General features: G+C 56.7%; 6 protein-coding genes. All 6 read right to left on the bottom strand.

Annotated elements, in window-relative coordinates; translation table 11 throughout:
- Positions 1-2,427: S-layer homology domain-containing protein (locus B5M42_RS10640; RefSeq protein WP_230632838.1), on the bottom strand; the 2,427-nt coding region annotated here is incomplete at its 3' end.
- 146 nt (positions 2,428-2,573) lie between these two features.
- On the bottom strand, positions 2,574-3,695 hold the full coding sequence (locus B5M42_RS10635; protein ID WP_134757160.1) for a response regulator: 1,122 nt from the start codon (positions 3,693-3,695) through the stop codon (positions 2,574-2,576).
- Positions 3,696-3,698: 3 nt separating this feature from the next.
- Entirely contained in the window at positions 3,699-5,492 is a 1,794-nt protein-coding gene (locus B5M42_RS10630; protein ID WP_134757162.1) for a sensor histidine kinase, read from the bottom strand.
- 370 nt (positions 5,493-5,862) lie between these two features.
- Positions 5,863-7,017: a response regulator gene (locus B5M42_RS10625; protein WP_134757164.1), complete on the bottom strand. Its 1,155-nt coding sequence runs from the start codon at positions 7,015-7,017 to the stop codon at positions 5,863-5,865.
- A gap of 184 nt (positions 7,018-7,201) precedes the next feature.
- Entirely contained in the window at positions 7,202-8,035 is an 834-nt protein-coding gene (gene srtB, locus B5M42_RS10620) for a class B sortase (RefSeq protein ID WP_134757166.1), read from the bottom strand.
- Positions 8,036-8,109: 74 nt separating this feature from the next.
- A complete protein-coding gene (locus B5M42_RS10615) occupies positions 8,110-14,847 on the bottom strand; it encodes an SdrD B-like domain-containing protein (protein ID WP_167690309.1) in 6,738 nt (2,245 codons plus the stop codon).
- Positions 14,848-15,135: the final 288 nt, after the last annotated feature.

The raw sequence follows: 15,135 nt of genomic DNA, 5'->3' as shown, positions 1-15,135 counted from the left end.
ACCCGGCGTTCTTCCTGCACCGCGGCCCCACTGCCAGACATGACCGTCTGCTGTCAGCGCAAGCGTATGGTCAAAACCGGCCTGCACCGCAATCACATTGCTTGGCAGACCCGGCACAGCAAACCGTTCCGGATGCGTCGTCGTCGTTCCGTCGCCGATTCCCCCACTCCAGTTCGCCCCCCATGTGTACACTTGACCTGCCGTATCCAGCACCGCCATGTGGCCTGCACCCTCGGACAGCTGGTTAACCGCAGCAATTTGCACAGGATCAACAGTGTAGCTCATGATTTGTGAAACAACGTTAATCGATTCCGACTCATCGATGACCTTGACGCTGAGCTCGTGTGTTCCCGGACTTAAAGCATCGAGCGCAATTGTGAGCGACGAGCTGCCTGCTTCACCCGAGCCGAGAAGCGTAGTGCCATTCGTATCGTAAACCGATACCTGATCCCCGATCATCACATTATCGGCCACAACCACTGGCAGATGATTCGAGAGCGATCCGTCGATGCTCAGAACAGGCAGCGTGTGCACAGCCATTTCTGCGATCTGCTCGGCGGCTTCACCGATGGCCGGTGTGCCCTGATTACACGGCGTTACTTCGAAAGAAACATACTTGCCGATATCCTCCGTCTTCAATTCATACGTCAAGGCCGTAGCTCCTGCAATCATTGTGCGATTCGCATAATCTGAATCGTCAGAACGATACCATTGATACGTCGTCCCGTTTTCGGCATCGCCGTCCAAATCTTCATACTCGTAGCTTCCTGTCAGCGTTTGACCAACCACATAGGTTCCGCTGATCGACACCCCGGAAACCGACGGAGCATGTGGTGTTGGTGTTGGTGTTGGTGTTGGTGTTGGTGTTGGTGTTGGTGTTGGTGTTGGTGTTGGTGTTGGTGTTGGTGTTGGTGTTGGTGTTGGTGTTGGTGTTGGTGTTGGTGTTGGTGTTGGTGTTGGCGTCGCTGTTGGCGTCGCTGTTGGCGTCGCTGTTGGCGTCGCTGTTGGCGTCGCTGTCGGCGTCGCTGTCGGTGTCGTCGTTGGCTTCGGCGTTGGCTTCGGCGTCGGCTTCGGCCCTGGGCCTGACGGCGATCCCGGCATCGCTGTCGGTGTTGGCGTTGCCGATGGAATCGGCGTTGACGTTTGTGCCGGCGGATTCTCAAAAGTCGTGCCCGGCGTATTGATTTTGGCCGCCACAATCGTCCCCGGACCAAGCATGCTGACTATCGTGTCCAAAATCAGGGAATTTACTTGCGTGCCTTGACCCAGATTCAGGGAGGAGCCTGTTGCCGTTGAATTCACATTTACGTTATTGATGCCGCCTTCCGGCAAATCAACCTGAATTTGCGTCGAGCTGATATTCAGCGTTTCAAAGGTTCCCTGCAGCGTCACCTTCGAACCGCTTGGTAACGCCGTGCTAAGGTTGACAGTGCTGAAGCCCGAGCCAGCTGAGCCGGTATTTTGAATCGTCGCCGGCGAATTGACAATGACAAGCCCAACCGTAGTCGCCCCTTCTGAAACAATCCGCACAGTCCCCATACCTGTTTGCTTGTCGATAATTACATCAACGAGCACCGAGTTATTAAAATGAATACTGTGCTCGCCGCCGCCGCGTACGGTCACCTTCCCTGTTACCTTGACATTATCAAGGTAAGCGTCGCCTGCGCCGATTTCTTCACCCAGCAGCAAGTCGCCGCGGATGACCATGTTTTTCAGCGTAATTCCCGGCGCATTGACCGTAACGTTCTTGTCGATCGTCTCGATTCCCGCTTCAGGGCCGTATGTACCGGCCTGATCATACGTCACCGTCCGCGCTGCTACGGCGCGATCCAGCGTTACGACCGCTTCGGCACGAGAAATTGGAGCCGCCGGCTTGAACAGGCCGCTTTCTCCGTAGCCCGTCATGATGTGCGCCGACGCAACAGCCTGAATCGCGGCCACGCTCCAGCCGGCAAACGCGCTGGCATCGCCAAACGAAGCATCCGCACCCGGCTCCGCCGCTTGCAGCTTGAGCAGACGGCTGACAATCACCGCCACCTCCTGGCGGCTGATCGGCAGATTGGCGCCAATCGCACCATTTTCATAGCCTGTAATATAACCCGCCCGCACGGCCTTCGCTACATCCGCATAGGCCCAGTCCGTCCGTGTCAAATCCGGGAATGCGATATCAGCTTGCTCTGTAAAACCGAACGCCCGGTTTACAAAAGCCATAAACTCCGCACGCGTAATCGATGCATCCGGCTTAAAGCTGCCGTCCTCATAACCGCCGGCAAGCCCCTTGTCCAGCCAGGCGGAAATTTGCGTAGCCGCCCAATGGCCTTCCCAGTCGGAAACAGACTTGGTCTCAGCGGCTGCCGCCGTGCTTAAGGAAGAACCCAATAAACTAAGCAGAACCATTAATGAAGTAAACTTTCGTAATAAAAACATTCTGAATTACGCCTCCCGAAAAAAATCAAAAATATTGGCACAGCTGCCATCCCTCATTATACGTACACCCAATGACGGCGAAATGATAAATAACGACAAAAAAAGAACCTTGTACGACAAGGTTCTTTTTCCACACAAGCGGTCTCCTACAGCATCAGCCGGGCAAATAAACCGGCAACCTCCGCCGACGGCGCGATGCCCATTTCCACACGCAGCGTGGACGTGAACTTCTCGTAGCGGCGAACGAGCGCTTCTTTGTTTTTTTGTGCCGCCAACGCTTCCATCAGCAGCATAAACGACTGCTCATTCAGCTCATCGCGCGCCGTCAGCTTCAGCAGCAGCCGAGTCGCAGCGTTGGTCTCGCCCCGTTTCAGCAACGCCTGGCTCAACCGCTGGGTGAACGACGTGTACAGCTGCGAAAACCGTTCAATCTCGCTCCATGCCCAAGCAAAGCCGTATTCGCCGAACAAATCGCCTGCATATAGCTGTTCAAGCTGCAAAGCCTCCTCCAGATTCGTTTCATCGATGACCGCCAGCCTCCGGCAGCCTTCTTCAAATGCGAGAAAATCCACAAACGCAGGACCGGGATGAAAAGCGTAATGCTGGCTGTCCGAATGCAGCTGCTCTTTAAGACCGAGGCCCTCCAGCACCTTGCGAAGCTGGTAAACCGTCGTGTTCAGATAAACCAGTGCGTTCTTGTGCGGCATACTGGCAAACATATCTTCAATCAGCCGCGTCCGCGACACTAGCTTTCCCTGATGCAGCAGCAGGTAGCCGAACAGCTCCGCGCTTTTGCTCGACTTCCATTTCGCCCGCCGATCCGGCGTACGCTGAATGTCGATACGGCCCAAGCAATTCAGCTCCATCACCAACGGTTGCTTTCGCTCTGGCGGAAGCCGGACCTGCTTCTTGTCAGCAAGCGCCCGCTGCACGGTGCGGCTCAAGCGCTCCTGAACTACGGGCTTCAACAAATAATCGAAAGCCGTTACGTCAAAAGCGTCCAGCGCATAGTCCTTATGGGACGTAATAAACACGATCTTGATTTCTCTGCCGCTTTGGCGCACCCGTTGCGCAAACTCAATCCCGTTCTCGCGAGGCATACTGATATCGGCAAAAATAATATCGACCTCATGGTCGCTCACATACGCGAACGCTGAGGCAGTATCCCGAAAGAACCCCGTAACCTCGACTTCCCCCGTCTTCGCCAGCATTCGCTTTACAATCAAATGCATCGCTTTTTCATCGTCAATGAGAATCGCCTTCAGCATTAGTCATCCTTCCTCGCCGTTCATGGTCAGCTCAGGCATCAGGTCAGGGCAGGGCAGCGACACATAAAACGTCGTACCTTGCCCCGGCGCGCTTTCAAACCAGATTTCCCCGCGATTTAAGCGAACAAACTCCCGGCACAACGACAAGCCGAGACCCACGCCGCGCTCTCCCGCCGTCCCGGTCATCGGAAGCGGATAACTTTCTTTGAGCAGCATATCCGCTTGGACGACAGGCATCCCTTCGCCCGAATCGCGAATCGAGAAGACCACGCGCCGCTCTCCCGTCTCCGCGCCAATCCGAATAGAGCCCCCGGGCGTCGTAAATTTAATCGCATTGGACAACAGGTTGCGCATAATAAAATCGAGCATTTCTTTATCGGCACACACCATGATATCGTCGGCAATTTCAGAAACGATGCGTATTTCTTTATTATCGGCTGGCACTTGCAAAAGCTTCAGATTCGCCTCCACCGCCTGCGCCAAACCACGCGCTACGGGATCGAAAACCATGCCGCCACGCTGCCCGCGGAACCAGTCCAGCAGGCTTTCGACCAGCACAAACGTATTCTGAACCTGCTGCCCCATCTCCTCGACGATTTCCCGATGATCGGTCGGGCATTCCGCCATTTCGTCCTCCAGCAGCTCCATTAAATTGATCAGCACAGCCAGAGGATCACGAATATCGTGCGCCAATACGTTGAACATCTTATCCTTGAAGTCATTGAGCTCTGCCAGCTGGCGGGCGTTGGCCTGCAGTCGTTCCTCCGCGTGCACGGCTTCCGTCACATCGCTTAATTGCAGTAGCGTACCGACCGGATGCTGTTGGCTGTCCCCGAGCATCGCTACCTGAATCTGGTAAGAGCGGTCATTCCCATTGGCCGGCAGCTGCAGCTTGCCGACAAACGCGCGCCGCGCCGTCAACTGCTCCAGCAGTTCCGGATACTCGGCCAGCACCAGCAGCGCCGGCTGCCCTCTGCTTTTCCTCTGTAAACCGGCAATCGCCAGCCGGGCCGCTTCATTGAACTCGGTCAAGCGCCCTTCCAGATCAAACACCAGAATAGCGTCCTGCATCGACGCAAACACCTTCTGCGACGCGAGCGGGGCCAGACGAAGCATATCAAATTGATAAATTCCCCACAGGAAGCAGATGCCCGACACCAAAAACCCGAACGGCGACACGTCGACCGGCGAAGGTATTATCCCGCTTAAATATACGAGCGTAAACCCGTAAGGACCCCATGAACCGACAATCATAAAAGCGATCTGCTTTCTCATCCGCGACCCGGCTCCAGCGTACATGCGGATCAGCATACCCATCCCTACGGCAAAAATCACATAGTTGTAAACAACGTGAATTTTGTAGAACGGCCCCTTTTCCAAATGGACAAACGGGAAGCCATCCACCTGAGTTAAGCTCATATGGGTATAAAAAAGATGGTGCCACTCGTTCGTATAATGAGCGAATAACGTAATGACCGGCACGACCAGCAAAAGCCCCACAAGCCATTTGCGCACCCAGGCCTCGCGCCCGGTATACTGGAGCACCAGCATCATCCAGAAGACCGTTCCGAACGGAATTCCAATATACTGGATGCGCAGCCAGAAGCGGATTTGCTCCAAATTCGTACTGACAATTTCAAACGCATACCCGAATGAATAAAAAGCCCCGGTCAGCACGCCCAGACCGTAACTGATCGCAATCGGCAGCTCTCTTCGCTTCCACGAGAGGTACACCAGAATCATCGAGCAGCACGTGCCCGCAATCAGCAAAATTGCCAAATAAAAATGATATTTCATGCAATCCCGTTCTCCCTCGGCGCTCGTCTGTAGTTGTAACCGAACGGATTTTACGAATGGACAAGTAGCAAGCTTCGTAAACTCATGGTAACGACAGGCTGGATGAATTGCCGGTTATTTAAAATTTTTTCGCCGTTGGATCAAATCGCAACAGCTTCATGTTATCACATCGCAAGGATTCGCGCTGCCATTCGTTCCATGAAAAAAAGCCCAAGCCCTGCAAATCGATGACCCCATCATGCGCCTGATAGGGACGTCCAGCGCAAACAATTTCCCGTTCCAGATCAAATGAATGCCAATAAAACACCGAGCAGCAGCAGCAGGCACAGCAGCACAAAACGATGCGGACTCAGCCGTCACAGCGCCCTGCTCATCTTCGGCTTGCCACCTCCGCTTTCCATGTCGCGTACCAGGCCGTCACCTCATCGCCAAGCGGAAGGCCCAGTTCTCGCTCGATTCGCTCTTTCAGCAGAAAGAACTGTTCCTCAACGCCAGCGGGATTATCCAGCGAACCGTACAGCTTCATCAGCGCCAAATAGCTTTCCTCCTCGTCCGGACAGAGCTTCTGCACGCAGCGGTACACCTCGACGGCCCGCTCGGCAAACCCGCTACTCGAGTAAAAGCCTCCCAGCATCATCATATGATGCAGCCACAGCAGCCGCAGGCGCTCCCGTTCATGCTCGGCCCACAAATAGGTATAGCTGCCCAGATAGTCGCTTTCATAGCCGCTTAACGCGCGCTCGTAGCGCTTGACTGCGCCAGCGTTGATAACGCCGAGCTCTCTCATCTGCTGCTCCCACATGTCCGTATCGACCCGCGCGTCGCCAAGCTCGAGCCGGTAGCCAGCCTCCAGCTCGCCAATCCGGATGGACACGGTCTCGCCCAGTCCGCACGCCTTCAGCGTTTGCCGGATATGGTACATGGCCGTGTACAGCTGCGAAGCCGCCTTCGTCTCCTCCATGTCCGGCCACAGCAGCTCCAACAGCGTACTCCGGTACACCATTTGACTGCGGTGATGGAGCAAAAACGCAAATAGCTCCTGCACCTTGCTCGTACGCCACTTGGGCACAATCGCTTCCTGACCGGGCAGCTGAAAGCGAATTTGACCGAAGCTGCAAATGACGGGCGCAACGGCGTCCGTCATTTTGACCAGCTTTTTCAATTGCAGCTTTTCCTGCACGCGCTGCACCGTCATCTTCAGCCGCTGGCTTTGCACCGGCTTGACGATATAATCCAGCGCATACAGCTGGAACGCCCGTACGGCATACTGATCGTAGCTCGTGACAAAAACAATTTCTACGCCCGGCACGACGGCCTGAATTTGTCTGGCCAGCTTGAGCCCGTCGATTTCCGGCATATGTATATCGAGAAATACCGCCTCGGGACGGTGCAAGGAAACTCCCTCGATAACTTCCTTCGGATTGGAATAGGAGGCTGCAACCTCAATCCCTGGGACTTCACGCTCTAAAGCCCTTTGCAGCCCGATTAACGCTAACGGCTCGTCGTCGACCAACAGCACCTTCACCCTTGCACGCTCCCTGCATCATTTGCGCGATTCTCCAAGAGCTTCCTGCTGCTGTGTCATCTTGTGGTCGAGCTTTGTACCCAGGAGCCTTCTTGAAAAATAGCTTCCCATTAACCTTAACCAAAAAACGGAAAAAATCAAGAGTCTCACAGCCTGATTCCGTCCTGGCCGGCTTCATGCACCGTCACAAGGAGCCTGCAACGGGGAACGCATGCAGGACCAGACGCGTATCGTCCGTTTCGTTGCTGCACGTTACCAGCGTCAAAAGGCGCTCCGGATTGTCCGCAAGCAACGGTCCCGGGAACAGCGACCGCTTGCGATAGCCATCGACGGCCTGCTCCAGTCCCTGCTCATCAGCATAATTCACATCCACCTCGTCCTTCTGCGCATCAATTGTATACACCGAGAAAATTTCCCACTTCGTCGAAGCAGACGGCGTTTCCACAGAAATAAAGCGATGTTCATCAAAAAACGTCCGGTTCTTGTAGCTTTGCAAGCTGCCGAACATCGATCCGTCCAGCATGTTGTGGCCATAGATGACGATATTTTGCTGCGTGCGCTGGAAATCCGAGCGGAAATCCATAAAAATGCTGCCGTACATCGATCTCCTGCCCGCTACATCGACGTTGAGGTAGTAGGCATTGTCGGCATGCTGCACGATCGGATCATCGATATCGGTGCCTTCGACGCGCAGCCAGCCGACGGTTTCCGGATTTATGGCACGCAGACGCTCCCAGCGCTCCGCTTGCGCCGCTTCCGGGGAAGCGGCTTGCTGCGGATCGGCCTGGTCGCCTGCGGGAATTGGCGAAGTAAGTGAGGAACGGGCCGCAGACGAATCCGCTGCCAGGTAGAGCTGTTTCAGCTCTTGTTTCAACTGCTGTGACCGGATTTGTGCTGCATGCTGCATGCTGGCGTCAATCGCGATGACAACGATGCCGGCAAACAGCAGCGCTATTGCCAGCCCATAGAAGACGGTGAAGCGTTTGTTTTTTCTCGTAAAACGTTTGGACAAAGTCATTGGCGTGTCCTCTCCCGAGCGTCATTCGAATAGAAGCAGGGACACTTCAAAAGTGCCCCTGCCAACTGTGTGACTTACTTAGAGCGGCGGGCGCGCCAGTAGGTCGCACCAAACACCGCTAAACCTGCCAAAATCAAAATTAATCCTGCAAGAAACAGCTTGCTGTAGTCTGCTTGCCCAGTCTTCGGTACAAGCGAAGCCAGCGGCTTGGAAGCCGCTTTGGAACCTAATTGCGCATTTTTCGGCGTAACTTCAACAGCGACATTCTGGAAGCTCCTGCCTCCGTCTCCGTCGTCTACGCTGACAGTGAACGAATCATCGCCCGTAAAGCCTTCATTCGGCGTATACACCCAGCTGCCGTCGTCCGCTAATTGAACGGTGCCGTTAGCAGGCTCCTCAATTACTGTGAGCACCGGCGGCTTTTCTTCCTCACCCGTCTTCGGCGGCAGCGGGATCTGGCCTTGCACCGGCGTATTCTCGCCCGTTTTGACGGCTTGCGGCGTCGGTGTCGGGGCAGGCTCCGACGGCACTGGCGTCGGCGTAACCGCTGGTGTCGCCGTCGGCGCACCCGGTCCCGGCGGCGTCGCGCCCGGAGGCGGCGTTGGTGCCGGCGTCGGCGTAACGGCCGGCGGAGTTGGCTCCGGCGTAGGCGTTTCCGGCACAATCGCCGGCGGACTGCCGCCGCCCGTGAAGATATAGATACCGGCATCAATCGTCCGGTTATCATCGCCCGATTGCAGCGTTATCGCATCTGTCCGCCCGTTCACATTGGCGTTCGAATCGACGGCGCGATCGGGACCGAAGTTTTTGTAAGTAAACACATAACGGCCGGCTGGCGCAAACTCGACAACATAAGAGCCCGGCTCCAGCTGATCGAACAAATAGCTGCCGTCCGCTGCTGTCGTCGTTGTCGCCAGCGGCGTCGTCAAATCGCCCGATGCGTACAAGCTGACCGGCACGTTCGGCACGCCTTTTTCACCCGGATCCTGAATGCCGTTCACCTTGGCGTCCAGAAAGACGAGATCGCCCAGACGGGCCAGCTGATAAAAGCCCGCATCAACAGTCAAATCGTTGACGACGCTCAGCAAAGAAACCGTGTGGCTGAAGCCCGTTACCACATCGCGGTCGGAGTCAACGCTATCGTCGGCCCCGGCATGCGCCGGGCTTTCCTTGAAGCCGGCAGGCTTGAGGAATTTCACCTTGTACGGATTCAGCAGCCGCAGATGGGTAAACAAATACTGCCCTCCCGCATCCGTAACCGCCGTGTTCAGCAGCGCATTCGTATTGGCGTTGTAAAGCTCGACGGTAACGCCTGGCAATCCTGGCTCGCCGGCATCCTGAATGCCGTTAGCGTTGAGGTCATCCCAGACGAAATCGCCCAGCGTCCCGTTGGTCAGCTCATAAAGTCCGGCATCGACAGTCAGGTTATTGTCCCCCGACTGCAGCGTCACCGTGTCCGAACGTCCGCTCAGCGGATCGGCGTCCGAATCCAGCGCGTCGGAGCCGCCCTGATCCTTGGCCGTCACCCCGTAGCCCGCCGGTACGGTCCATTCCACGACATAATTGCCGGGCTCCAGATTGGCAAACCCATACTGGCCCCAGACATCCGTCACCGTCGTTGCGATAGCGGCAGCAGGTGCCGCAGCGCTGTACAGCTTGACCGTGACGTTCGGCAGGCCAGATTCGCCCGGATCTTGTTGTCCGTTGCTGTTGGCGTCAAGGAAAACCGTATCGCCGAGACTGGCCGGATTGAACAGCCCGGCGTCATACGTATACGTTCTTTCGCCTTCATTCAGCGAAATGCTGCTAATCCACGCTTCGTTATCGGTCCGCAGCGTATAGGCGGCATCGCTGTCTTTGGCGTCGTCTGCGCCTTGATCGACAGGCGAGAAATACGCATACCCGCCCGGACGGACAAACTTGAGCGCATATTGTCCTGGCTGCAGGCTGGTGAATGCGTAGAGACCGCTGGCGTCTGTCGTCGTGGTCCGCAGCGCCGTCGTCAGATCGGACGCATCGTACAGCGTCACCGTGACGCCTGCAATACCCGGCTCGCCGGCATCCTGCACGCCGTTGCCGTTACGGTCATGCCAGACAAGGTCGCCGATCTCACCGAGATAGAAGCCCGCATCGACCGTATTGTTCGTCTCGCCAGAGTCGAGCACGATCGTATCGCTGAAGCCTGTCGCTGCATCGCGGTCGGAATCGCCGGCGTCATCGCCTTGATTCAGCAGCGTCGACTTGTATCCGGCGGGCTTGATAAATTTCACCTTGTAGCTGCCCGGGTCCAAATTCGTGAAGCTGTAATTGCCGCTGATGTCCGTCGTCGTGCTCTGTAGCGCTGTCGTCAGATCGGACGCATCGTACAGCTCGACCGTGACGCCGCTGATGCCCGGCTCGCCGACACCCTGCCGGCCGTTGGCATTCGTATCCTCCCACACCAGATCGCCGAGCTGCGCCGTTTGGTAGAAGCCGGCGTCGACCGTCAAATCATTGACGACCGTCAGCAGGGATACCGTATGGCTGAAGCCGGTCACGGGATCGCGGTCGGAATCGGCGCTGTCGTCTCCCCCGGCATTTGCCGGACTTTCCTTAAAGCCGACAGGCTTGAGGAACTTCACCTTGTAATTGGCCAGCAGCGGCAGATTGGTGAATAAATAATGCCCTCCGGCATCGGTGGTCGCGGTATTTAGCAGCGCATTCGTATCCGCATCGTACAGCTCCACCGTCACGCCACTGATACCCGGCTCGCCGGCATCCTGAACGCCGTTGGCATTACGGTCGTGCCAGACGAGGTCGCCTAGCGTGCCGTTCGTGAGCTGATACAATCCGGCGTCGACCGAGACGTTCGTATCGCCGGACTGAAGCGTCACAGTGTCCGAACGGCCCGTCGCCGGATCGGCGTCCGAATCCAGCGCATCGGAGCCGCCCTGATCCTTGGCCGTCACGCCGTAGCCCGCAGGCACCGTCCATTCCACTACGTAATCGCCCGGGTCCAGATTCGTAAACTGATACAGCCCCGCAGCATCCGTCGTTGTCGTCGCGATGGCGACTGCAGGCGCAGAGGCGCTGTACAGCTTGACTGTGATACCTGCCAGGCCGGGTTCACCGATGTCTTGGATCCCGTTTTTGTTCACATCAAGGAACACCTTATCGCCCAGACTTGCCGGGTTGAACAGTCCGGCGTCAAAGGAATAATCCCGTCCGCCGTCGCTCAGCGAAATACCGCTGACGATCGCTTCCCCATCCGTTCGCGCAGCAAAAACGGCATCGCTGTCCTTGGCATCATTGGCGCCCTGATCGCTTGGCGAGAAATAGGCGTATGCGCCAGGGCGGGTAAATTTGACCGCGTAATTGCCCGGCAGCAGGCTGGTAAATTTGTAAATGCCGCTGGCGTCCGTCGTCGTCGTCCGCAGCGCCGTCGTCAGATCGGACGCATCATACAGCTTCACCGTCACCCCGGACACGCCCGGCTCGCCGGCATCCTGTACGCCGTTGGCGTTGCGGTCATGCCACACCAGATCGCCGATCTCTCCGAGATAAAAGCCGGCGTCAATCGTATTGTTCGTTTCGCCCGAGCTGAGCGTGATCGTATCGCTGAAGCCCGTTACCGCATCCCGGTCCGAGTCGCCGGTGTTGTTTCCCTGATTTTTCAGCGTCGACTTGTACCCGGTTGGCAACAGGAATTTGATCTGATAATGCCCGGGATCCAAATTCGTAAAACTGTATTTGCCACTGGCATTCGTCGTTGTACTTTGCAGCAATGTGCTCAGATCAGCCGCATCATACAGCTCAACCGTGACGCCGCTGATGCCTGGCTCGCCGCCGTCCTGTCGGCCGTTGGCATTGGTATCCTCCCACACCAGATCGCCGAGCGCGCCCTTCGTATAAATGCCCGCATCCAGCGTCATATCCGTCTCATCGGCAGCGAGCGTTTTGTTGACGCGATACGTGCGCGAAGCATTGTCATACAGCGTGAAATCGCTGTCCTTGGCGTCGTCTGCCCCCCGGTCGTTCGGCGAAAGATAATACCCGGCCGGCATGACGAACTCCACCGTATAATCGTCGGCAGGCAAATTCGGGAATGCATAATATCCCGGCTTGCCGCTGACATGATCGTTAAACGTGCGCGTATACGCATACGGCGTCGAATAATCGCCATGCTTGTAAAGATTGACCAGCACGCCGTTAATGCCGTCCTCGCCCGCATCCTGAATGCCGTCGGCATTCGTGTCCTTCCAGATGAAATCGCCCAGATTTCCCGTCCCCACAGGATCGGGATCTTGAACGAGGAAGCCGACCTTGATCGGCTCGGACGGGAGGAACGCTTGCGGCCCGCCTTCATCCGGGTACGTGGCACCGTAGCCGAAGGAATTCCACGCAATCTTGTTTCTCGGCGCATGGACCGGCGCGCGCATATCCCATTCCAGCGTAACGGATTCACCGGGATTTAACGTGATATTGCCAAAATCAAACTTGAGCGCCGTCACCGTCGTAATATCCGCCGGCGCCGTCAAGCTCCAGCCGGTATGGTGCGTCCGGTTCAGCGGATCGGAAATATCGCCGAGATCGGGCGTATTCGTCGTCGAATAATACACCTTGATCTGCGGGTCCAATGCCGCTCCGCCCGCGCCTGTCACCACGTTGACCAGATACGGCCGCCAGTCCGAGCTGCGCGCGCTCGTATCCACTACCCCGATATCGCCGATTCGCGGCAATTTGTCGATGATCACGATGTTGGAAATCGGACCGTTCGAATTCGTATTGCCCACGCGCAGCTGATACATGGCTTTGCCGCCGGGCAGCGTTTCCCCGTTGGCCGGATATTTGGTGAATACGCCGTCAAGCTCGCCTTTTACCCATTTCACTGAATCCAGCGAGCCGGTAAACTTGACGTAGACATTCGCCGTAGAAGCGACGAATTTTTGCGTATTGCCATCATTATCCCGGTCATCAGTCGTGTCGTCAACCGTCGTGCCCTTGTAGTCGTTCGTAGCCGTCGTCGTGGCAAACATCGTATTGCCGAAGTTACCATTCGGCGCGCCCGTTTTCACAGTTCCGCGCACGGTCACGTCGATATAGTCGCCCGGCTTCAGCACCGCATTGGCGAACGTCCACAGCTTCGCTTTGAACGTATCGGCGCCAATGACCTTGTCGTAGGAGGTCGCTACAGGCGCTGCATCCGGCGTGGTGGCGTGCGACTGATCGATGCCGACAACCGTATAGCTGTCCAGCTTATCCTCCGGGAAAAAGTCCACGATCTCCGGAGCCGTCAGATCGCCTGTCGCAAACGGATGGTTCTGAATCCGCAGCTGATACGTCACCGTATCGCCTTCGCGCACCGATGCGCTGCCTACGACCGATTTGGCGGCGACGATCCACGGTCTCGGATTGACGGCCTTGATCGTCACACTGGAGCTGCTGCTCAAAGGCGTCGCTCCGTACGACGCGTTCAGCGTCGCCGTATTGGTGATCGTATCGTTCACCGCGACCGGCGCACTCGCGTGGTCGACGCCAAGCAGCGTCCCCTGCAGCTGGATATCGGAAGCGATGCGGAAGCTGGCCGGCACCGCACCGAACACCCAGCGCACCCTGGATACATAATCACTGCCCGCCAGTCCCAAAGCGGATACGTTCAGCGACTGGTCCGCAGCTGTGCTGAGGCCAACTCCACCCGTCCAATCATGCCAGGTATTGATCCCGTTAATCTGATACTGGACGGTGACATTGACGCCTGCGTTATTCGTGTAAGAGCCCGTAGAAACACCGGCCAGCTCAATCGCATCCGGAATCGCGTCTTCCACCGTAAACGTATCCAGATCGACGTTCCCCTGATTGCCGAAGCCGTTGATCTTGTACGCTACTGTCTGCCCGATCGCATACTCGTCACTCGCTTGCCGGGACTCCTTGTGAATGCCGTAAACTCCCGGCGTGGGTCCGGTCAGCATATGCGTGGCCGTCGCGATATTGGTCATCAGCGACGCTCCCGACAAATCCGTGCCTGCCGCATAGACCGAATTGGTCACCGTATCTCCGGCATGGAATGTCGCTCCCGGATAGCTCAGCACGACATTGTACGATACGCTCTGGCCGGCATTAAGCACCGGCAAATCCCAAGCGACGCTTCCATATACGGAATCGTACACCCCGCCGCCGGAAGCCGACAGGAACGTAGCGCCGGCCGGCAGCGTATCGACCACCCGCACGTTCTGAATATTCGTGCCGCCTATGGCGCTGTTGCCCTGCAGCGTCATTCGATACGTGACAGGACTGTCCATCGTCGGATCAATCGCCGGCAGCAGCTTGCTTTTGCTGATCGACCAGTCGGGCGCGTTCACCTGCGCCGTCACGACAGGCGCCGTCGCCGTCGCCACAGCGCTGTTATCCGCCTTGGCCGTCGCGGTATTTTGCGCCGTATCTCCCGCTAAGGTCGTACCCGGCTTGAACCGGGTCTTTAGCTTGAGAACCCCCGTCTTTCCTGCCGACAGCGGATGGACCATCACAAATTTGACCGTCCCCGGCGTACTCGTATCCACACTCGCCACATCGACCGACGTATCGGCACCGACATATTCCAGCCCTGCAGGCAGCACATCGGTAATGACCATGTGCTCTGCATCGTCCGTCGTGCTCGGATTGGCGTACTTGATCGTATACGTGATCGTTTCGCCCGGCAGCGCCGTCGTCTTGTCTACCGTCTTTTGCAGCGAAAGCGAAATCGCCCCGGCCGCCGACACCAGGATACTGAAGTACGGCAAATTGATCAGCGACAACGCCAATACCAGAGCAAGCGCCCTTCTACTGAATCGCAAAAGAGCACTTCTGCGCCTGCGTCTGCCTCTGGACAGACGCCGCATTCTTTTCATACACAGCTCCCCCAAATCTACCGGCATGAGCGGGCCTGTATGCGATTTCCCAACACAACCTCGTCTCATACCGTGACATAAAATAACTGGACCCTTCTTTTCATGACATCGAGTCAACCGATGCGATCTCCCGTTGCCCGGCCATTCGCTTTACGTGCGCCCCCTTTCCAAATCATATTTATCCAGTTACTTGCTGTCATAAAAAGAATCGTTCCTATTATACCACAGCCACCT

The organism is Paenibacillus athensensis (genome assembly GCF_004514475.2).
Lineage (GTDB): Bacteria > Bacillota > Bacilli > Paenibacillales > NBRC-103111 > Paenibacillus_AL > Paenibacillus_AL athensensis.
Note: the sequence above shows the minus strand (reverse complement) of the source record. Positions and strands in the feature narration are given on the sequence as shown.

Bases quoted from the DNA above. Each gene is read 5' to 3' on its own strand.
- srtB (WP_134757166.1), bottom strand. From the start codon at position 8,035: ATGACTTTGTCCAAACGTTTTACGAGAAAAAACAAACGCTTCACCGTC.
- B5M42_RS10630 (WP_134757162.1), bottom strand. From the start codon at position 5,492: ATGAAATATCATTTTTATTTGGCAATTTTGCTGATTGCGGGCACGTGC.
- B5M42_RS10635 (WP_134757160.1), bottom strand. From the start codon at position 3,695: ATGCTGAAGGCGATTCTCATTGACGATGAAAAAGCGATGCATTTGATT.